The organism is Streptomyces sp. NPDC004051 (assembly GCF_053604275.1).
In genome coordinates, this window is sequence record NZ_JBSGHG010000035.1 from 21,571 (window position 1) to 43,088 (window position 21,518).

General features: G+C 72.5%; 15 protein-coding genes. 10 read left to right on the top strand and 5 right to left on the bottom strand.

All coding sequences use genetic code 11. The features are described from left to right. Nucleotides 1-100: 100 nt before the first annotated feature. The 6 genes from ACWEQO_RS27685 (at nt 101) to ACWEQO_RS27710 (ending at nt 10,428) form a co-directional block, all read left to right on the top strand. Complete coding sequence (locus ACWEQO_RS27685; RefSeq protein WP_452985663.1) at nt 101-1,747, top strand: TIGR02677 family protein; 1,647 nt, start codon at nt 101-103, stop codon at nt 1,745-1,747. After that, complete coding sequence (locus ACWEQO_RS27690) at nt 1,744-2,991, top strand: TIGR02678 family protein (RefSeq protein WP_452985664.1); 1,248 nt, start codon at nt 1,744-1,746, stop codon at nt 2,989-2,991. The genes ACWEQO_RS27685 and ACWEQO_RS27690 overlap by 4 nt, the downstream gene beginning before the upstream one ends. A gap of 8 nt (nt 2,992-2,999) precedes the next feature. Beyond that, nucleotides 3,000-7,289 (top strand): TIGR02680 family protein, encoded by a 4,290-nt coding sequence (locus ACWEQO_RS27695; protein ID WP_452985665.1) that lies wholly within the window; start codon nt 3,000-3,002, stop codon nt 7,287-7,289. Beyond that, nucleotides 7,286-8,653, top strand: coding sequence for a TIGR02679 family protein (locus ACWEQO_RS27700; RefSeq protein ID WP_452985666.1), 1,368 nt, complete (start codon nt 7,286-7,288; stop codon nt 8,651-8,653). The genes ACWEQO_RS27695 and ACWEQO_RS27700 overlap by 4 nt, the downstream gene beginning before the upstream one ends. Before the next feature lie 382 nt (nt 8,654-9,035). Further along, on the top strand, nt 9,036-9,980 hold the full coding sequence (locus ACWEQO_RS27705; protein ID WP_452985667.1) for an SDR family oxidoreductase: 945 nt from the start codon (nt 9,036-9,038) through the stop codon (nt 9,978-9,980). Nucleotides 9,981-10,098: 118 nt separating this feature from the next. Then, nucleotides 10,099-10,428 (top strand): hypothetical protein, encoded by a 330-nt coding sequence (locus ACWEQO_RS27710; protein ID WP_361455268.1) that lies wholly within the window; start codon nt 10,099-10,101, stop codon nt 10,426-10,428. A gap of 55 nt (nt 10,429-10,483) precedes the next feature. Here the strand turns inward: ACWEQO_RS27710 and ACWEQO_RS27715 are convergent, their stop codons facing one another. Then, nucleotides 10,484-12,520 carry an ABC transporter ATP-binding protein gene (locus tag ACWEQO_RS27715; RefSeq protein WP_361455265.1) on the bottom strand — a complete coding sequence of 679 codons (2,037 nt, stop codon included), beginning with the start codon at nt 12,518-12,520 and terminating at the stop codon, nt 10,484-10,486. Between the two features lie 241 nt (nt 12,521-12,761). After that, nucleotides 12,762-13,895, bottom strand: a complete 1,134-nt coding sequence (locus tag ACWEQO_RS27720; protein WP_361455262.1) for a glutathione-independent formaldehyde dehydrogenase — start codon at nt 13,893-13,895, stop codon at nt 12,762-12,764. A gap of 163 nt (nt 13,896-14,058) precedes the next feature. Here ACWEQO_RS27720 and ACWEQO_RS27725 point away from each other — a divergent pair, with 163 nt between their 5' ends. Continuing rightward, nucleotides 14,059-14,250, top strand: coding sequence for a hypothetical protein (locus ACWEQO_RS27725; protein WP_030931808.1), 192 nt, complete (start codon nt 14,059-14,061; stop codon nt 14,248-14,250). Nucleotides 14,251-14,298: 48 nt separating this feature from the next. Here the strand turns inward: ACWEQO_RS27725 and glpK are convergent, their stop codons facing one another. The 3 genes from glpK to ACWEQO_RS27740 all read right to left on the bottom strand — a co-directional run bounded on the left by glpK (nt 14,299) and on the right by ACWEQO_RS27740 (nt 17,334). Continuing rightward, entirely contained in the window at nt 14,299-15,816 is a 1,518-nt protein-coding gene (glpK, locus tag ACWEQO_RS27730) for a glycerol kinase GlpK (protein ID WP_452985668.1), read from the bottom strand. A gap of 63 nt (nt 15,817-15,879) precedes the next feature. Then, nucleotides 15,880-16,770 (bottom strand): MIP/aquaporin family protein, encoded by an 891-nt coding sequence (locus ACWEQO_RS27735; protein ID WP_452985669.1) that lies wholly within the window; start codon nt 16,768-16,770, stop codon nt 15,880-15,882. A 159-nt stretch (nt 16,771-16,929) separates the two neighbouring features. Further along, entirely contained in the window at nt 16,930-17,334 is a 405-nt protein-coding gene (locus ACWEQO_RS27740) for a YybH family protein (protein WP_452985670.1), read from the bottom strand. 63 nt (nt 17,335-17,397) lie between these two features. On the opposite strand from ACWEQO_RS27740, the gene ACWEQO_RS27745 reads away from it, so the two are divergent. The 3 genes from ACWEQO_RS27745 (at nt 17,398) to ACWEQO_RS27755 (ending at nt 21,506) form a co-directional block, all read left to right on the top strand. Further along, nucleotides 17,398-18,339: a LysR family transcriptional regulator gene (locus tag ACWEQO_RS27745; protein ID WP_452985671.1), complete on the top strand. Its 942-nt coding sequence runs from the start codon at nt 17,398-17,400 to the stop codon at nt 18,337-18,339. Nucleotides 18,340-18,608: 269 nt separating this feature from the next. Beyond that, nucleotides 18,609-20,147 carry a pectate lyase family protein gene (locus ACWEQO_RS27750; RefSeq protein ID WP_452985672.1) on the top strand — a complete coding sequence of 513 codons (1,539 nt, stop codon included), beginning with the start codon at nt 18,609-18,611 and terminating at the stop codon, nt 20,145-20,147. Between the two features lie 135 nt (nt 20,148-20,282). Further along, nucleotides 20,283-21,506, top strand: coding sequence for an MFS transporter (locus ACWEQO_RS27755; protein WP_361455247.1), 1,224 nt, complete (start codon nt 20,283-20,285; stop codon nt 21,504-21,506). Nucleotides 21,507-21,518: the final 12 nt, after the last annotated feature.

Here is a 21,518-nt window from a genome sequence, read left to right on the forward strand (position 1 = left end):
TCCGGCGGGGCGAGGAGAAAGGGCAGCCGGACGGACTGAGCATACGAAAAACGGACATCGAGCACAGTCGCTGCCACAGATCCGGAACAATGAACCGACGATGACCTCGCAGACCTCCTCCTCGGCTTCCCGCCTCCACAGCCCCACCCCCGCCGACTACGCCCCCTTCGCCCACCTCACCGCCCCCAATGTGGCCCTCTACCGCCAGGTGATGCGCGCCTTCCTCGCCGCCAAGGAGCGGTTCGCGGTGCATCTGCGGCCGGAGGACGTGCACGCCGCACTGGACGCGGGGAGTCGGCCCGCCGACCCCGAGGCGGTGACGCAGGCGCTGGACAAGCTCGTGGAGTGGGGCAACCTGCGGGCCGATCCGGACCACGCGCGGGTGACGGCGGTCGAGGACTTCTACCGCAGGCGGTTCATCTACCAGCTCACCCGGGCCGGTGAGGCCGCCGAGGCGGCGCTGGGGACGTACGACGAGGTGCTGGGGCGGCGAGGGGAGCTCCAGGCGGTCGCGCTGCACGACATCGTCACGCAGCTGCGGGCGCTGCTGGTGATCGCCGCGGAGGAGGAGCCCGACCCGGCCAAGACGTACGTCGCCCTGTCCGTGCTGACGGCGCGGTTCACCAACCTCGCGGACAACGCCCGCGCCTTCATGGGCTCGCTCCAGCGCACCATCGACCTGCACGACATCGAGGTCGAGGCGTTCCTCGCGTACAAGGACCGGCTGATCCAGTATCTGGAGCGGTTCATCCAGGACCTGATCACCCTCGGCGGGCGGATTGCCCTGCTGATCGGCGAGTTGGAGGAGCAGGGGAGGGTGCGGCCGCTCCTGTCGCTCGCCGCCGCCCGTGAGGCCGCCGACGCCGCTCCCGAGGATGCCGGGCGCGCTCAGGCGGTGGCGTACGAGCGGTGGGCGGCCCGGTGGTCCGGGCTTGCCGAGTGGTTCGTGTCGGGGGAGGGACGGGAGTCGCAGGCCAGGCTGCTGCGCGGGCGGGCGCTCGGTGCGATCCCGCAGCTCCTGGCCGTCGTGCGGCAGCTCAACGAGCGGCGGGCCGGGCGTTCCGACCGCTCGGCCGACTTCCGTACCCTGGCCCGCTGGTTCGCGCAGGCGCCGGACGACGCGGCGCGGCACCGGCTGTGGCGGGTGGCGTTCGGGCTGCACTCCTCGCGGCACCTCACCGTCGACGCCGACACCCTGGCCGAACGGACGGCCTCCCCGGAGCCGGCATCCACCCCGTGGAGCGAGGCGCGACCACTGCGGATCAGCCCCCAGCTGCGCCGCACCGGCAGCTACGAACGGCGCGGCAAACCCCGCAAGGTGGCCGACCGGGGCGAGGCGAAGCGCAGGCTCGCCGAACTCGCCGCCCGGCAGACGGAGGAGACCCGGCGGGCCCGGGACCGTCTGGTGACGGGCGGGCCGGTGCGGCTGTCCCGGCTCGGCGAACTCGACCCGCTCGCCTTCCAGTTGTTCCTGCGGCTGCTCGGGGACGCGCTCGCCACCTGGCGGCCGGACACGACCACCATCGCGGCCACCAGCGGGGACGGTTCGATGGAGATCCGGCTGACCGCGCTCGACGACGGAGCGAGGGCCGAAGTGCGCACACCGGAAGGGGTGTTCAGCGGTCCCGACCACCTGATCGACATCGTCGACCTCACGGCGGGGCACGGTGACCGCGCCGCACCCGCCCCCGTTCCCATACCCGCCCCACGAGAGGGCACCTCTCCCCGGCTCACGGAGGACCGATGAGCAGCGGCCCCCTCGCCGAGGTCCTGGACGGCCAGCGGCAGGCCGACCTCCAGAAGGCCGCACGCGCCCTGCTGAAGGAGCCGCTGCTCACCGCCGACGGACCGTACGCCGACGAGTTCCGGCTGGTGCGCCGGCACGCCGCCGAGCTGCGGGAGTGGTTCGAGCGCAACGTCGGCTGGACGCTGCGCACGGACGCCGACGCCGCACGGCTGCGCAAGACACCGGGCACCCTCACCGACGCCACGCACCCGGCGCGCGAGGCCGCCCGCAGTGCCCTGCCCTTCACCCGCCGCCGCTACGTCCTGCTCTGCCTGGCCCTGGCCGCGCTGGAGCGGGGCGAGGCGCAGGTGGCGCTCGGACGTCTCGCGGAACAGGTCGTGCTGGCCGCCGCCGATCCCGAACTCGTCGCCGCCGGGATCACGTTCACCCTGGAGCGGCGCGACGAACGTCTCGACCTCGCGGCCGTCGTCCGCCTGCTGCTGCGGCTCGGGGTGCTGCGGCGGGTGGCCGGCGACGAGGACGCCTACGTCAGCGGATCGGGCGACGTGCTGTACGACGTGCGGCGGCGCGTGCTGGCCGGTATGCCGGCGTCCCTGCGGGGCCCCTCCATGGTCGAGGCCGAGGGTTTCGAGGAGCGCCTGACGGAGATGACCGCGCGGACCGCGCTCGACAGCGACGAGCTCAGGTTCCGGGCGATCCGCTGGAAGCTGACCCGCGTCCTGCTGGACGACCCGGTGCTCTACTACGACGACCTCACCGACGACGAACTGGCCTACCTCACCCGGCAGCGCGGTTTCATCACCGCGCGCATCAACGAACTGACCGGGCTCGTCCCGGAGGTCCGGGCGGAGGGCGTCGCCATGGTCGACCCCCTGGACGACCTCACGGACGTGCGCATGCCGGAGCAGGGCACCCACGGCCACATCACCCTGCTGCTGGCAGGACACCTGGCACGGGCGGGCAGGCCGGTCGAACCGGCGGAGCTGGCGGCCCGCGTACGGGAACTGGCCGTGGAGCACGGCGGGTTCTGGTCCAAGTCGGCGAGGGAGCCGGGAACGGAACCCGAACTCGTCGAGAAGGCGCTGACCAAACTGGTGGCGCTGGGACTCGCCGAGCGCACGGAGCGGGGCGTCGTCCCGCGGCCGGCCCTCGCACGGTACGCGGTCGGCAAGCCCGTCGTCAGGGAACCCGGGCGGGCCCGTCAGCCTTCCACGCTCGCGCAGACCGTGCAGGACGAAAGGTGAACCGCCCCGTGACCGCGCTCCCCGGCCCTGGATCCCCCGGCCTCGTGCTCCCCGCCCCCGCGCCCGGTCGGTGGCGGCCGCTGCGTATCGGGCTCGTCGACCTCTTCCACTACGACGTCGAGGAGTTCTGGTTCCGCGACGGCCGGCTGCTGCTGCGCGGAAACAACGGCACCGGCAAGTCGAAGGTGCTCGCCCTCACCCTGCCGTTCCTCCTGGACGGCGACCTCTCCGCCCGCCGCGTCGAGCCCGACGGCGACCCGGGCAAGCGCATGGAGTGGAACCTGCTCCTGGGCGGCGCGCACCCGCACCCGGAACGCCTCGGCTACACCTGGATCGAGTTCGGACGGCTCGACGGGACCACGGGCGAGGCGCACTTCCGCACCCTGCTGTGCGGCCTGAAGGCGGTCGCCGGACGCGGCATAGCCCGCCACTGGTTCGCGGTGACGGACCAGCGGATCGGCGCCGGTCTCGACCTGCTGGACGCCACCCGGACCGCCCTGTCCCGGGACCGGCTCGCCGAGGCCGTCGGCGACCGAGGCATGGTGTACGACACGGCGAAGGCTTACCGCAGGGCGGTCGACGAAGCCCTCTTCGGGCTCGGGGAGCGGCGCTACGGCGCCCTCGTCGACCTCCTGATCCAGCTGCGCCAGCCCCAGCTGTCCAAGCGCCCGAGCGAGGCCGCCCTGTCCCGGGCGCTGACCGAGGCGCTGCCGCCGATGGACCAGGCGGTCGTCGCCGACGCGGCGGAGGCGTTCCGGTCGCTGGACGAGGAGAAGGAGGAACTGCGGGCGGCCCGCGAGGCCGAACAGGCATCCTCGGCGTTCCTCGACCACTACCGGCGCTACGCCCGTCTCGCCTCCCGGCGCCGCGCCCGCCTGCCCCGCCGCGAACACGCCCGGTACGAGAACCTCCAGCGGGAACTCTCCAAAGCGCAGGCGGACCGGGACCGGGCCGCGGCGGACCGGGAGGAGGCCCGGGCGAGGGGCGCCGCCCTCGACGAGCGGGCCGCGCGGCTGGCCGCCCAGGACGCCACGCTCCGTTCCCGGCCCGAGATGCGCGACGCTCGCGCGCTCGACCGGGCGGCGGACGACGCCTCCCGCACGGCCGGGGAGCTGAAGAGGGCCGAGGTAGACCGGCGTACGGCGGCCGAGGCGCACACCCGGGCCCTGGGCCGGCTCGCCACCGCGGACAACCGGCTCACGGCCGCCCGGGAGGCCCTGGACGACATCCTGGACCGGGTGGCCCGGAGCGCCGCGGCCGCCCGGCTCGATGTCCCCAGGACGGAGGGAGCCCCCGAGGCGGTCCTGCGCAGGGAGGCGGACGGGGCGACGGAGAGCAGGCGGCGCGCCGTCGAGCACGTGACGGAACTCGCCGCACGGGCCGAGCGGGCCGAGGAACAGCATCGGGTCGCCCGGCTGCGCGCCGACGAGGCCGACGAGGAGGCCGTGCACGCCGAGGAGCGGCTGGCCGAGGCGGAGGAGGGCGTCGCCCAGGCGGGACGGGCGCTGGTCACGGCCGTGCGGGAGCACCTCTCCGGGTGCGGGGAGCTGCGGGTGCCCGGACTGCCGGGGGTCCTGGACGCGGTACAGGACTGGGCGACCTCCCTGGACGGCCCGCTGCCGGCCCGTACGGCGGCGACCGAGGCGCATCGCGCCGTCGCTTCCCGCCTGGCCGACCGGGCGGCCCTGCTGGCCCACCGCGAGGAGACGGCGGCGGAGCGGCAGCGGCTGGCGACCGAGGAACTGACCGCCCTCGAAATAGGCGGGGAGCGTGGCCCGGCGGCTCCTCACACTCGCACCCCCGGCGTACGGGACCGGGGCCCCGGCGCTCCGCTGTGGCGGCTGGTCGACTTCCGTCCGCACGTCACCGAAGCCGACCGCCCGGGACTGGAAGCCGCGCTGGAAGCGTCGGGACTCCTCGACGCCTGGGTGCGGCCGGACGGTTCCGCGGTCGCGGCGGACGGCCACGACGTGCTGCTCGACCCGGTCGGGCTGCTCGGCGGGGCCGGCCTCGACCGCGCGCTGTGCCCGGCGGTCGACCCCGCGGACGCGGGGGCCGCCGCGGTGGGGGAGGAGACGGTCGCGCGCCTGCTCGCGTCGATCGGGCTGGCCGCGGACGACGGCGACGGGCCCGGGGAAACCTCCTGGGAGGCCGGCGGCCACGACACCTGGGTCTGCGCGGACGGGCGCTTCCGCGTCGGGGCGCTCACCGGAAGCTGGGCCAAGGACAGTGCCCAGTACGTGGGGGAGGGTGCCCGGGAACAGGCACGACGCGTCCGGATCGCAGAAGTGCGCGCCGAGATCGACGACTTGGCGGCGGAGCGCGAACGACTGACCGAGGAGGCCCGCGCCGTTGCCGGGCGCCGTGCCGTGCTGGACGCCGAACTCGCCGCGCTGCCGGGCGACGACGACCTACGGCACGCTCACGCACGCGTCACCGCCGCGGCCGACGCGGCCCGCCGCGCCCGCGCCCGGCGGGACGAACGGGCCGCGGAACTGGCCCCGGCGGCGGACCGGGCCGACCGTGCGACGGCCGAACTCGCCGACACCGCGGCCGCCCTGAACCTCCCCACCGACCGCACGGCACTGGGCGCCGTGCGCCAGGCGCTCGCCGACCACACCGTCCTCCTGGCGGCCCTGTGGCCCGCACTGCGCGAACGCACGGAGGCCGAACGCGCGGTGACCGGCGAGCAGGAGGAGACCCGCCGGGCCGGACTCCTCGTGTCCGAACTCGCGGAGCGTGCGACACAGGCGGCCCGGGTGGCCGCCGCGGCGGACGAACACCTCACGACGCTCCGCTCCACCGTCGGAGTGGCCGTCGCCGAACTCCAGCGGCAACTGGAGGAGACGGCCGAGGCCGTCCGGGTCTGCGCGCACGAACAGGAGCGGACCCGGGCGGAGTACGGTGACGCCGACCGGCGGGCCAGCCGCGCCGAGGGGCGCATCGAGCGGCTCGCCGAGGACGTCACCGAGGCGACCGCCGCACGGGAGGAAGCCGTCGCGGCGCTCCAGCGGTTCGCCGGTACGGGGCTGCTCGCCGTCGCGCTGCCCGATCTTGCCGTACCGGACGACGGCGCGGGGGCGTGGGCGGCGACCCCCGCCATCGTCCTCGCCCGGGCCGTGGAGTTCCGGCTCTCCTCGGTCGACGACACCGACGCGGCCTGGGAGCGCGTACAGAAACGGCTGAGCGAGGAGTTCGGCAGGCTCCAGGACGCGCTGTCACGGCACGGCCACACCGCCACCGCCCGCCCGAGCGAGGACGGCATGCGGGTCGACATCGTCTACCAGGGCCGGGAACGGGCCGTGCCCGAACTCGCCGAGGCACTGGCGGTGGAGGTCGCGGAACTGACCCGCATCCTGTCCGCACATGAGCGCGAGATCCTCCAGACCCATCTGATCACCGAGGTCGCCGGCACGCTCCAGGAGCTGATCGGGGCGGCCGAACGGCAGGTGGCCGCCATGAACAGGGAGCTGGAGGAACGTCCGACCTCCACGGGGATGAAGCTGCGGCTGGTGTGGCGGGCATCCCGCCGGGCCCCGCAGGGACTGGCCCAGGCCCGTGAACGGCTGCGCCAGTCCGCCGACGCCTGGTCGATCGAGGACCGGGCCGCGGTCGGCGCGTTCCTTCAGGAGCAGATCGCCCGCCGGCAGGCCGACGACAGCGCCGGCAGCTGGCTGGAGGACCTCACCGCCGCACTCGACTACCGGGCCTGGCACGAGTTCGGGGTCGAACGCCACCAGCACGGCAAGTGGGTGCCGGCCACCGGGCCCGCCTCGGGCGGGGAGCGGGTCCTGGCCGCGTCCGTGCCCCTGTTCGCCGCCGCGTCCTCCCACTACGCGAGCGCGGGCGGCGCGCACGCCCCGCGCCTGGTCACCCTGGACGAGGCGTTCGCCGGCGTCGACGACGACTCGCGCGCCAAGTGCCTCGGCCTGCTGCGCGCCTTCGACCTCGACGTCGTCATGACCAGCGAACGCGAATGGGCCTGCTACCCCCAGGTGCCGGGCATTGCCATCGCCCAGCTCTCCCGCGTCGACGACGTCGACGCCGTGCTGGTGACGCGGTGGGAGTGGGACGGCACCGAACGGCGGCGCGGCCCGGAGCCCGGCGCACCGGCGGACACGTCGAGGCCGGCTCCCCTCGCCGACGGGCTCGGCGAGGTGGTCGAGGAACCGGTGAGTTCCTTCGGTGGGCCGGGGCGGACCGTCATCGGAGGCGCCGGAAGTGCCGGAGGTGCTGGAAGCGCTGGAAGTTCCGGAAGTATCGGAGGCGCCGGAGGCCAGGAGTCCCGGTGGGCGTGAACCCTGCGACGAATTCGTCCGCCCACGACGGTCGTGTTCCCCCGGCCCACGCGGCGGCCGGGCGGGAGACACCGGTGGCCGGCACCGTCGCGGACACGGCGCCGACTGTGCCGCCGGAGGCCGGGGACCGGGCCGGCATCGACATCGAGCGCCTCGGCCGTCTGCTCGGGGCTCCCGGCCTCGCCTGGCTCGTGGACCGCGCCCGGCAGCGGATGACCCGTGGGCGACCGCTCACCGGCTCCGTCACCCTGTCCGACCCCGATGCGTCCCAACGCTTGGCCGTCGAGCGCCTGTTGGGGCGGGCGCCGCGAGCAGGCGGCTCCCTGAGCGTCCGCCTCGACACCGTGGACGCGGTCCTGCGCCGCTCCGGCGCCAGCCCCGACGGACTGGCGGCCGCCGTGGTGGCCCTCACCGGTCCCGTCCCCCTCCGCGCGGAGACACGGGACAGGGAGGAGAGGGCCTGGGCGGAGGCCTACGCCCCGCTCGACACCCTCGGTGGCGAACTGGCACCCTGGGCCGAGCGGGCCCGCGGGGACGGTCTCGTACGGCGCCTCGCCCGTACGCCGGAGGTCGCGGGGCCTCTGGTGGAGGCCGCCGTGCGCGCGTTGCGTGCGCTGCCCGCGTCACCCCCGGTCTCGCGAGCGACGTTCGCGGCACAGAACCTTTCGGGTGCTCATGCCCTGGACGAGGGGAAGCCGCTCGCCACCCTCGTCCTGTCCGGTATCCGCTTCCTCACCGGCTTCCCCGACGGCTCCGGTGCGCGGTGGCTGCGGGAGGCATGGGCCTCGGCGGGGCTGCTCAAGGACGACGTGTCGTCGACCGTTCTCACTCTCAATCTGCGCGGCACCCCACCCCTCGACTGGATGGCCGACGCGGGGGAGCCGGCGGTGCTGACGCTCCGCTCCCTCACCCGTCGCACACCGGTTGCCGCCGTTCCGGCGACGGGAACCGTCCACATCTGCGAGAACCCGGCCGTGCTGTCCGCCGCCGCCGACACCCTCGGCCCGGCATGCCCGCCCCTGGTGTGCCTCCAGGGGCACCCGTCGGCCGCCGCTCTCACCTTGTTGCGCGACCTGTCCGCACGGGGAGCCGGCCTTCTCTACCACGGCGATTTCGACTGGGGCGGTGTACGCATCGCCGCGGCGCTGGCGGGAAACGTCCCTTGGCGGCCGTGGCGCTACGAGGCCGTCCACTACCGGGCGGCAGTGGCCGCACTGGCCGAAGCCCCGGCGCTGACGGGCCCGCCCGCCGCGACTCCCTGGGACCCGGCCCTGGCCGTGGCTCTCGCCGAGCACGGTGTCCGGGTCGAGGAGGAAGCGGTGTTGGACGACCTGCTCGCGGACCTCGGGCCGGGATCCCGCTGAGGCGCGTCCCCCGCGTGTGGCGGGCACGGAATCCGACGCGTACCGAGCCGGGGGCGACCGGAGCTCCCTCGTCGTCGGACGTCCTTCCGATGCCGCGCCATGGGGAGTGCGTGGCGCTCCTGGAGCCTGCGGGAAAGAGCGGCTGACCTGCGGTTCGGTGGTGGCGCAGGTGGTCTCGGCCTGGTGCACGGTCTCCGGCGGGCCGAGCCGATCGGGCTCGCCTCACCCGGAGATGTGTGCTGGAGTGACGGGTGGGAGCGGCTGCGCGCTGCCCGGCCGTCGGGACTCCTGACGCCCGTACGACGCTCGATTCCCGTCGGCGAGGCCGACCGGAGCGGTGCGTGGTGACGCCCGTGACGGGCGGGGGAGAGAAGAGGAACGCATGCGCACCTTCACCGGTACACGGGTACATGCCGCGGCTCACGACGGCCCCTTGTACGGGCGCGTCGCCGTGGTGACCGGGGCGGCCCGCGGCGTCGGTGAGGCGCTCGCCCGGCGCCTGTCCGCGGACGGCATGCGCATCGCCCTGCTGGGCCGCGAGGAGAAGACCCTCGCCCGGGCGGCGGCCGCACTGACCTCCCCGAGCGTCTGCGTCGAGACGGACGTGACCGACCAGGCCGCGCTCGACGAGGCCGCACGGCAGATCGAGGAGCGGCTCGGGCCGGCCTCCGTCGTCGTGGCCAACGCGGGGATCGCCGCAGGCGGCCCGTTCAGCCGTACGGCGGCCGACCTGTGGCGGCGCGTCGTCGACGTCAACCTCGTCGGGTCGGCGAACACGGCCAGGGCCTTCCTGCCGCAGCTCACCCGCACCCACGGCTACTTCCTGCAGATCGCCTCGACCGCCGCCTTCGGGTCCGCACCCATGATGAGCGCGTACTGCGCGTCCAAGGCGGGCGCGGAGTCCTTCGCCCAGGCCCTGCGGGGCGAGGTGGAGCCCGACGGGGTCGCCGTGGGCATCGCCTACCTCCACTGGACCGGCACCGACATGGTCGCCGGCATCGACGACCATCCGGTCCTGCGGGCCCTGCGCCGGCACCAGCCGTGGTTCGCACGCCGGGTGCACAGCCCCGATCAGGTGGCCGACTGGCTCGCCACCGGCATCGCACACCGCGCCCGGCACGTCTACGCCCCGCCGTGGCTGCGCTGGTGCCAGCCCCTGCGACCGGTCTTCCCGTCCGTGGTCGCCCGCGTCGCCCGGCGCGAACTGCGGGAGTCGTCCACCGGCGAGCTCGGGGCCGATGTCGGAGTGCTGGGCGCGGGCGGCCGCGCCGACTGGGAGACGTTCCTGTCCGCCGACCGTTCCGGCACCGCTCCGGGGCGGGAGTAGGAATTCCGGCGGCGGACGGTTCCGGTCGAACACCTCGACCGGCGTCCTCGTCGCCTCGACCGGACAACTGGACGACCGGGACAGCCGAGCGGGGTGGTGAGGGGCAAGAAGGGACGTCATGGACACGGGTCGGGTTCCGGAGAGGACCCCCGACGGGCACTTCGTCGTCGTCCGGGGACGGAGATGGCGGGCGACGGATCCCTCGGTTCCGGAGGAGGCCGCGGCCCGTCTGCGCCGTCACCTCATGGCGGCCCGGCGTGCGGTGCGTGCCGCGACGGCCGCGGGCGACACCCGGGCCGAACGCTCCGCACGCGCCCGCGTCCACCGGGCGAAGGTGGCCTTGGGGGAGCGGGGGACGCCGTGGTGGGAGCAGTCCGGGAGCGACCGCCGTCAGCGGTGGGAGCAGGGGCTGGAGCAGCTCGACGCGGACGCGGACGCGCCGCGTTGAGGCACCGGGTGGGGGGAGGGGCCGGCACGGGGAGCGGGTCCTTCGGGCGGAGGGGTCAGACGGGGTCCGCGACGGCGGGTGCGGCGGCGGGCGCGGCGGGTGCGGCGGGGGTGGTGGGTGCGGCGGGGGAGGTGGGGTGGGGGACGGGTGCGGCGGGGACGTACTGGGCGGCCTGGGCGTCGAACATCGCGGCGTAGCGCCCCCGGGCGGCCATGAGTTCGTCGTGGCTGCCGTGCTCGGCCAGACGCCCGTGGTGCAGGACGTAGATGCGGTCGGCGTGGCGGACGCCGGACATGCGATGGGTGACGAGGACGACGGCGCGGTGCGGTGCGGCGAGCCGGCGGATGCGGTCGAACGCCTCGATCTCGGCCTCCGGATCGAGGGCGGAGGTGGGTTCGTCCACGATGAGGACGCTGTCGGCCGGCGAGGTGGAGCTGCGCCAGTGGGTGCGGGCCAGGCCGATCTTCTGCCATTCGCCGCCGGACAGTTCGACGGCCCCGCGGAACACCCGGGCCAGCAGGCTCTGCAGCCCGTCGGGGAGTCTGGCGACGACCGAGTCGGCCCTCGCGTAGTCGACGGATGCCTGCAGGTCCTTCGGGGAGGCGTCGTGGGCGGGGCGCCCGATGCGGATGTTCATCGCGGCCGTCACCGGCCAGCGTTGGAAGTCCTGGGTGAGCAGGGCGACGCGGTCGAAGACCTGGGAGCGTTCCAGGCCGACGAGGTCCGCGTCGCCCCACCGCACGGTTCCCTCCTGGGGCAGCAGCAGGCCCGAGAGGATCTTCATGAGGGTGCTCTTGCCGGAACCGTTCTCGCCCACCACGGCCGTGACCGAGCCCATGGGCAGGGTGAGCGTCACCCGGTCCAATGCCGGGGCCTCGCGGTCGGGATAGCGGTAGGTGACCCGGTCGAGGGTGACCTGCTCGACCTGCTGCGGGAGCGGATCGCCGGTTGCGGGGATGGCGTGCTGGACGGCCTCGGTCAGGAAGCGTCCGTGGTCGCGGACGTAGAGGGACTCCTCGTGCAGCGTGTTGATGTTCATCACCAGGGCGCCCAGGCTCGCCGAGCCGGAGCGGACGGCGATCACCGCGGTGCCCGCCACCGCCAGGCTCATGTGCCCGCTCATGATCAGCCAGATCATGGTTCCGTAGGTGGCCGCCATCGCCACTCCGGACAGCGCGGCGGCCACCCACTCGGTGACCGCCTTGCTGGAGGCCAGCCGCTCCTGCTCGGCCTCGGCGCTTCGGGCCATGTGCTTGTACCGGCTCAGCAGGAAAGGACCGACGCCGTGGATGCGCACCTCCTGGGCGGCGGTGCGCTCGGTCAGGAGGTTGCCGATGAGACGGCTGGCCCGCAGGTGCTCGATCCAGCTCATCACCGACACGTAGCGCTCCTGGGCCACGCGCATGGCGCCCCAGCCGCGCGGCGCGGCGATCAGGATCAGCATGGGCAGCAGCGCCGGGTGCAGGACGGTGAGCACGCCGGCGGTGGCCACCAGGGAGATGGTGCTGTTCAGCGCGGCGACACAGGCGCTGATCATGCGGCGGGCGGAAGCCGGGCCGTACTGGGCGATGTCGATCAGACGGCGGAAGTCCGGGTCGTCGATGGCCTCCAGTTCGACGGAGGTGGCGGCCGCCAGGTACTGGGTGGTGGCGATCCGTTCGACGAGCGGTTCCAGGCGGCCCGCCCGGGACGTGGACCATCCGGCGAGAACCGAGTTGACGACGGCGATCGCGGCGACGGCGAGCAGAGCGGGCAGCAGGGCGTGCAGCCGTTCCACGGCGCTGCCGGAGCCGAGGAGGGCGTGCATGACGGCGTTGACGGCGAGCAGTCCGACGGCGGCGGCGATGCCCTGTCCGACCTCGCTGATCCCGACGGCGACGAGCGCCCTGCGGTCCGCCCTCCACGCCATGCGCAGGGTCGCGCCGACCAGGTTCGGCATCGACCGGAGGGCGGACAGCATGGTCAGGTCCAGCCGCGCGTGCTCGTGCTGGGACCAGCCCATGTCGTAGCGCAGCGGGCCGCCGAACAGTTCGCGCTCCGCGTCGGACACCTCCGGCTCGGCCGGCCGGACCTTCCCTGAGAACCTCTTCACCGTGCGCCTCCCGGGGCGAATTCGCAGTTCGCCAGAGAGTTGCGCGGTGGCCGTGCCTTTGAACAGGGAGCAGTCACCACCGCCGGTTGCACACCCCCGGGTACACGCCCGCGCACACCCCCTTCTGATCACCCCGTGGCGGCAGGGAAAGCGGCGGGTAAAGCGGCAGGGAAAAGCGTGAGCACTCGAGCGGTTCGGTGCTCACGCTTTCGCCTCCCGGGCCGGAGCGTCGTCGTGGTGCTTACGGGTGCAGCACCACCTTGGTGTAGCCCTCGATGCGCTTGTCGAACTTGTCGTAGGCCGACGCCGCCTGGTCCAGGGGCAGTTCGTGGGAGACGACGAAGCTGGGCTTCGCCCTGCCCGCGATGATCATGTCGCGCAGCTGCCGGTTGTAGCGCTTCACGTTGCACTGCCCCGTGCCCATCCGCAGGCCCTTCTCGAAGAGCTTGCCGATCGCGACGAGGAGCATGCCCTGCTTGGCCTGTTCGTCCGGTCCTCCGGGGTCGGACGGGACGTAGAGGCCGGGTATGCCGAGCGCTCCGGTGGCCCGGACCGTACCGACGAGGGAGTTCAGGACGGTCGCCGGTTCCTCGTGGTCCGCGCCGTGCGCCGATGCCTGGTAGCCGACCGCGTCGACGCCCTTGTCCGTGCCGATGCCCTCGGTCTGGTCCTTGATCTGCTCCACCGGGTCGCCCTCGGCGAAGTTGATCGGAATCGCGCCTATCTCCTCGGCCTTCTGCAGCCGCTCGGGGACCCGGTCCACGGAGAACACCTTCCTCGCGCCGCGCAGCAGGGCCGAGTAGGCGGCCATCAGGCCGACCGGCCCCGCGCCGTAGACCGCGACGCTCTCACCGGGGCGGACCTGGGCGAGTTCACAGCCGTGGTAGCCCGTGGGGAAGATGTCCGCGAGCAGGATGAAGTCGGTCTCGTGCTCCTTGCCCGCAGGCAGTTTCAGGCAGTTGAAGTCGGCGTAGGGGACGCGCAGGTACTCGGCCTGGCCGCCCTTCCAGGGCCCCATGGCGACGTAGCCGTACGCGCCGCCCGGGAAGCCCGGGTTGACGGTCAGACAGTATCCGGTGAACCCCTCGACGCAGTTGGTGCAGAAGCCGCAGGCGACGTTGAAGGGCATGACCACGCGGTCGCCCTCCTTGAGCGAGGTGACGCCCTGGCCGGCCTCCTCGATGATCCCCATGTTCTCGTGGCCGAAGACGATGCCGGGCTCGGCAGCGGTGCGGCCCTCGTACATATGCAGATCGGAGCCGCATATCGCGGTGGAGGTGACCCGTACGATCACATCGTTCGGATGCTGGATGCTGGGCTTCTCGACGTCCTCGACCGCGACGCTGAACGGCTCCTTGTACACGACGGCCTTCATGGCTGAGACCTCCACTCGACGGCATACGTGTGCGACGGCCACGCCCCCGCCCGCTGTCCGCGTGACTCATCTCTCATGATTCTCCGGTCTCCTCGATCGGGCAAACCGGTAATCTCCCGATATGCGAATAATCGGCGTCGCGCCGAGAAGGGAGTGGTGGAACATGGCAGCACAGAGGCTGGGGACCCTGCTCGTCCCCGTGCCGGGGTTGTCCGGCACCACGTACCCGCCGGGAACGACCGTGACGGTCCGTGGTCGCGGCGCGACGGTGGACGCCTTCGTCAACGGCGACTGGCTCCCGCTGTCCTGGTGGGAGTTCTCCGACGGCCTCCGCGAGGACATCGCCGACCGATGACCGCCGACCGATGGCCGAGGACCGCCGAGCCGGCGGCCGGCCGCCGGGTCAGGTGACCTTGACCCAGTCCAGGGTGCGTTCCACGGCACGCTTCCAGTCCCGGTAGCCGTTCTGGCGCTGCTCCTCGCTCCACACCGGGCTCCAGCGCTTCGACTCCTGCCAGTGCGAGCGCAGTTCGTCGGTGTCGCGCCAGAATCCGGTGGCGAGCCCGGCGGCGTAGGCGGCGCCCAGCGCGGTGGTCTCGGCGACCACCGGACGGCTGACCGGCACGCCCAGCACGTCGGCCTGGATCTGCATGCACAGGTCGTTCGCGGTCACGCCGCCGTCGACCTTGAGCACGTCCAGGTGCACGCCCGAGTCCTGCTCCATCGCGTCGACCACGTCACGGCTCTGGTAGCAGATGGCCTCCAGCGTGGCCCGTGCGATGTGGCCCCCGGTGTTGTACCGGGCCAGGCCGACCATGGCGCCGCGGGCGTCGGAGCGCCAGTAGGGGGCGAACAGACCGGAGAAGGCCGGCACGAAGTACATCCCGCCGTTGTCCTCCACCGAACGCGCCAGCCGCTCGCTCTCCGGGGCGCTCGTGATGATCTTCAACTGGTCGCGCAGCCACTGCACGGCCGCGCCGGTGACGGCGATGGACCCCTCCAGCGCGTAGACCGCCGGGCTGCCGGCGAACTGGTACGCCACCGTCGTCAGCAGCCCGTGCTGCGAACGCACCAGCTCCGTGCCGGTGTTGAGCACCAGGAAGTTGCCGGTGCCGTAGGTGTTCTTGGCCTCGCCGGGGGAGAAGCAGACCTGGCCGACGGTCGCCGCCTGCTGATCGCCGAGTACGCCGGTGATCGGCACGGGGGCGCTCAGCGGCCGTGAGGTGCGGGCCTGGCCGTACGCCTCGGGATGGGCCGAGGGGTTGATGACCGGCAGCATCGCGCGCGGCACGCCGAAGATCTCCAGCAGCTCGTCGTCCCAGTCCAGGGTCTCCAGGTTCATCAGCATGGTGCGGCTGGCGTTGGTCACGTCGGTGGCGTGCACCCCGCCGTTCGGTCCGCCGGTGAGGTTCCACAGCACCCAGGCGTCCGTGTTGCCGAACAGGGCGTGGCCCGCCTCGGCGGCCTCGCGCAGTCCGTCCACGTTCTCCAGCAGCCACTTGATCTTGCCGCCGGAGAAGTAGGTGGCCGGCGGCAGACCGGCCTTGTGGCGGATGACCTCGCCGTGGCCGTCGCGCTCGAGGGCGGCGGCGATGCTGTCGGTGCGGGTGTCCTGCCAGACGATGGCGTTGTAGTACGGGCGGCCGGTACGCGGGTCCCAGACCACGGTGGTCTCGCGCTGGTTGGTGATGCCGATCGCCTTGAGGTCGGTGGCCGACAGGTTCCCGGCGCGGAGGGCGTTCTGGATCACCGTGTTGGTGCGCTCCCAGATCTCCACCGGGTCGTGCTCGACCCACCCCGACCGCGGCAGGATCTGGCGGTGCTCGAGCTGGTGCTTCGCCACCTCGTTCCCGGAGTGGTCGAAGATCATGAAGCGGGAGCTGGTGGTGCCCTGGTCCACCGCGCCGACGAATTCGGGCATCGTGGCCACTCTCCTCGTGGTCGTGGGGGAAGGGGGGCGGGCGGGTCCGCCCGTGGCAGGACCCTAGGAGGGCTCCTCGGTGGCCGGGCCTTCCTCGGCCGCACTGAGCCGGGCCTTGAGCACCGGGCTGATGAGCAGGTCGTACACGAGGGTCCCGATGACTCCGCCGATGAGGGGGCCGACGATGGGGATCCACCAATAGTTGCTGAACCATCCGAAGGTTCCGGGTAGGGCGATGGAGCCCCAGCCTTCGAAATAGGTGAACAGCCTGGGGCCGAAGTCCCGGGCGGGATTGATCGCATAACCTGCGTTGGTGCCGAATGTGAAACCGATCCCGACGACGATCAAGCCGATGAGGAAGGGTCCGAGATTGGATCCGGGAGCCATGTTTCGGGTGTCGATGAGCGCGCAGATCAGCAGCAGCAGAATTCCGGTGCCGATGATTTGATCGAGCAGAGGGCCCCACCAGGAGTTTCCGAAGTATTCGGCGGGGAATGTGGCGAAGATCGAATATGTCGCCAGTGACTCGTCCCGTGGGAGTCCCGCCTTGGCGTTGGCCAAGTCGATCGCCCACCGGTAGGACGAGTAGACGAGCGCGGCACCGACGAACGCCCCCACGAACTGCGCCAGCCAGTAGGGCAGGACCTTCCGCCAGGGAAAGTCCCGCCGGACGGCGAAACTCAGCGTCACCGCGGGATTGATGTGGGCGCCGCTGATGCCGCCGGCCACATAGACGCCGAACACCACGGCGAGACCCCAGCCCCACGAAATGATGAGCCAGTTCGCGGGGCCGAAGGCCACCGTTTCTCGCCCGGATCCGGGCAAGCCGACAACGGCGACGGCCACCGACCCGGTGCCCAGGAGGATCAGGACGAACGTTCCCAGGAATTCTGCGATCATCTCGCCGGCGAGGCCTTCTCGATAGCCGCGTCGACGGGCAATTCGTTCAGCCATCGGTTCTCCTCGGCTGGAATGGCGCAGTCTTGCCCTCCCCATTGCCGGAAGCCTATGGCGATCAGAGGCGACTCGCCTGCGCGGCACCGGATTTCGCTCCCATGGAGTAATGCGCCGTTTCCGCGCGGCCCGTCGCGAAGGGCCGGAGCCGGTGGGCCGTCAGCCGGTGGGCGGGCGGAATTCCGGCTGGTCGATGAGGCGCAGCCAACTGCCGTCGGCCTGCCGCCGGACCACCTGGGCACGGGCGCCCGAACCGTCCTTCGGCGGTGTGGCGGTCAGCGCGATGTCGCCGCAGACGAGAGTCGGAAGCGGATTCTCCGGCTCGAAGTGCGGCGCGTCGGCGAGCACCTTCTCCCACAGGTGGCGAATGGCCTCCCGGCCCACCGTGGTGCTGCCGGGCGGATAGGCCATCACCGCGTCCTCCTCGTACAGCGCGGCGAGGCCGGCGGCGTCACCGGCATTGGCGCGTTCCACGAAGAGACGGGTGAGGTCCTCCGGTTCCATGGCCTTCTCGTTCTCGGACACGACGTTCCCTTCGGCGGGGATGAATTCGACTGTGGTCATCGTCCGACGCCGCTTCGGAAGAAGTCCAATCAATCGTTTTGATCGCCTCTATAATCTGAGGTTATGGAACTCAGGCAGTTGAGGTATTTCCTGGCCGTCGCCGAGGAAGGCGGCTTCACCCGGGCGGCTGAGCGCGTGCACATCAGTCAGCCCGGGATCAGCGCCCAGATCCGTCAACTGGAGAACGACCTCGGCGCGACCCTGATCGACCGGTCCGGCCGCCGCGTCGGGCTGACCGCGGTGGGGGAGGTGGCCCTCGGCCACGCGCGCACCGTGCTGGCCGCGGCGGAGGCGCTTCGGTGCGCGGTGGACGAGATGAACGGGCTGGTCCGTGGCCGGCTGGTCGTCGGCATGGTGACGGCCTGCACCGTCACCCCGCTGTTCGAAGCGCTGTCGAGCTTCCACCTGGCCCATCCCGGCGTCGAGATCAGCCTCGTCGAGGACGACTCCGCCAAGCTGGTCGAGTACGTCCGCGAGGGCGCCGTCGACCTCGCGCTGATCGGCGCGGCCGGCCGATGGCCGGAGGACCTGGAAGGGCAGCAGGTGATCAGCGAGGCGATCGTCGCGGCGGTGCCGCCCGGACACCCGCTGGCCGGGACGGGCGGCGTCACCCTCGCCGAGCTGAGCGCCCACCCCGTCATCTGCCTGCCCGAGGGCACCGGCGTCCGGGCGGTGCTGGACCGGACGTCGGCCGCGCGGGGCCTCGCGCCCACCGTGGCCCTGCAGGCCGGCGCGCCGGGAGCGGTGGTCCAGCTCGCCGAGCGCGGGCTGGGAGTGGCCGTGCTGAGCGAGTCCATGCTCGCCCGGCACCCGCAGATGCGGGCCGTGCCCATCACCGACGCCGACATCGCCGCGGTGCTGGCCCTGGTCTCCGCGCCCACCAAGAGCCCTGCGCTGCGGGAGCTGCTTGTGCACTGCCGGAAGTCCTTCGGCGACCCGGCCGCCGAAGCGCCCCTGCCGGCCGGTGAGGCGCCCCCGTCGGCCGGTGAGGCCGCCGCCGGATAGCGAGGGCAGACCTCCTCTCCGTCCGGCACCAACAGGGCGCCCCGCTGCCGAGACCCCGTACCGGAGCCGCATCCGCGGCCTCGGACGGGAGGTGAACGGCGGCTGGTGTATGAGATACGAAAGGGCGGACTCATGGCGTCCGGAGCCTTGTCAGCCCGGACGGGGCCGCCCTATTCTCGCGGCGAGAAAGCGCTTTCCATCGAGTCGACGGCGTTCGACGGCACCCTGCATGACATGTCCATGACGTTAAGTGAACAGGGAGAGTCTGCATGAAGAGATCAGCAGCACTGCGGTTCCACGCGACGCTGGCCACCGCGGCCCTCGCGGCCGCGACCGGACTGGTGGTGGCGGGGCCCTCGGCGTCGGCCGCGACCGGCAGCGCCACCGGCTACGCGACCCAGAACGGCGGGACCACCGGCGGCGCGGGCGGGCAGACGGTCCGGGCCACCACGGGCACCGCGATCCACGCCGCCCTGTGCAACCGCGCCAGCAGCAGCACCCCGATCACCATCGAGGTCCAGGGCACCATCAACCACGGCAACACCACCAAGGTGTCGGGCAGCAGCTGCAACACCGCCGCCGGTGTGATCGAGCTCAAGCAGATCAGCAACGTCACGATCGTCGGGGTCGGCAGCGGTGCCGTCTTCGACCAGCTGGGCATCCACATCCGGGAGGCCCGCAACATCATCATCCAGAACGTGACCGTCCGGAACGTCAAGAAGTCCGGCTCGCCCACCTCCAACGGCGGCGACGCCATCGGCATGGAGAGCGACGTGCGCAACGTCTGGGTCGACCACGTCACCCTGGAGGCGTCCGGCGGGGAGTCGGAGGGCTACGACGGCCTCTTCGACATGAAGGACAACACCCAGTACGTGACCCTGTCGTACAGCACCCTGCGCAACTCCGGCCGCGGTGGCCTCATCGGGTCCAGCGAGAGCGACCGCTCCAACGGCAACATCACGTTCCACCACAACCTGTACGAGAACATCGACTCCCGTGCGCCGCTGCTGCGCGGCGGCATCGCCCACATGTACAACAACCACTACAAGCGCCTCAACGACTCCGGCATCAACTCCCGGGCCGGGGCGCGCGCCAAGGTGGACAACAACTACTTCGAGGACTCCAAGGACGTCCTGGGCACCTTCTACACCAGCGAAGCCGGCTACTGGCAGGTCAGCGGCAACATCTTCGACAACGTGACCTGGTCCGGCCGCAGCGGCGACAACCAGCCCGCCGGCCCCGACCCGACGTCCAACACCTCGGTCTCCATCCCCTACTCCTACAAGCTCGACGCCGCCAACTGCGTACCGGACGTGGTGAACCGGACGGCGGGCGCCAACAAGGGCCTGAGGGTGTCGGACGGCAACTGCACACCGCAGAACCCGGGCCCGACCGACCCCACGGACCCCACCGACCCGACGGACCCGACCGATCCCCCCACCGGGACCAACCTCAGCCTCGGTGCCGGCGCCGACGGCTCCAGCAAGGGCAGTGGGACGAGCTACGGCAACGTGATCGACGGCAACCTCGGCACCTCCTGGTCGCCGAGCGGCTCGACCGGTTCCGTCTCGGTCAAGTGGTCGTCCGACACCGCGGTGTCGAAGGTCAACATCCGGGAGGCGTCGGGCTCCGAGGGCGCCGTCCGGTCCTGGCGGCTCCTCAACCACGACACCGGCGCCGTCCTGGCCTCCGGCAGCAGTGCGGGCGTCGTCTCCTTCGCGCGGACCTCGCTGCGCAAGATCACCTTCGAGGTCACCAGTGCGAGCGGCACGCCGCGGATCGCGGAGTTCGAGACCTACGGCGGATGACGGACGGGGACGGGCGAGTCGCCGTCCCAGCCCTCGGGTGCCGGGCGTCGGCTCGGCGCCCGGGGGCTCGTGTTTTCGGACGGTGCCGCCCGAAAGGAGTGTACGTTCGTACGCTCCATGGATAAGGTCAGGCTCATGACCACTGACGTACTGCGCCGGCCCGCCCTGGCCGAACGGCAGGCTCGCGCAGCCGTTGCCGTCCTCTTCTTCACCAACGGGGCCCTGTTCGCGAACCTCCTGCCCCGCTATCCGCAGATCAAGGCGGACCTCGGCATCGGCAACGCCGCCTACGGGCTGGCCGTCGCGGCGTTCCCGACGGGGGCCATCGTCGCCGGTCTGGCGGCGGGGGTCCTCATCCGCCGCCTGGGGTCGGCGCGGGTGGCGGTGGTGAGCACCCTGCTGACCGGGGCGGGGATCCTCGTCGCGGGCATGGCGCACTCGGTGGTGCTGTTCGCGGGAGCGCTGTTCCTGGCCGGAGCGATGGACGCGATCACCGATGTCGCGCAGAACGCCCACGGTCTGCGGGTGCAGCGCCGCTACGGGCGCTCCATCATCAACTCCTTCCACGCCATCTGGTCCATCGGCGCCGTCACCGGCGGCTCCATGGCCGCCGCCGCCATAGCGCTCGGCCTCTCGCGCGGGGCGCACCTGACGATCTCGGGGGTGCTCTTCGGTCTCGCCGCCTGCGTCGCCCTGCGGTTCCTCCTGCCCGGCCCCGACACCGAGCCGGTCGAGGACACGGACGAGAAGGGCGCCGGGAGCGGGGCGTCGCAGCGCGACGGGCGTCCGGCCGTGGCCGCACGCGTCCGCTACGTGATGATCGCGCTCGTCCTGATCGCGACGGCCGGCACGCTCGTCGAGGACGCGGGCAACTCCTGGGCCGCGCTCTACCTCTCCGACTCGCTGAACGCCTCGGCGGCGCTGGCGGCGTCCGGCTTCATCGCCCTGGTGGGGGCCCAGTTCGTCGGCCGGATCCTCGGCGACCGGCTCGTCGACCGGTTCGGGCAGCGCGCGGTGGCCCGCGCGGGCGGCCTCATCGCCGCGGTCGGCATGGGGCTGGCGCTGGCCGTGCCCACGGTGCCCGGGACGATCCTCGGCTTCGCCGCGGCCGGGTTCGGCGTGGCGACGCTGGTGCCCGCGGCCATGCTCGAGGCCGACGAACTGCCCGGCCTCAAGCCCGGATCGGGGCTCACGATCGTCTCCTGGCTGATGCGGCTGGGCTTCCTGCTCTCCCCGCCGGTCGTCGGCCTCGTCGCCGACCAGGCCGGCCTTCGGCTGGGCCTGGTGGTGGTGCCCCTCGCCGGCGCGCTCGTGGTCGTGTGCGCGGGGGTGCTGCGGACCGTGAGCGCCAGGCGGTAGTCCTCGGCGCGG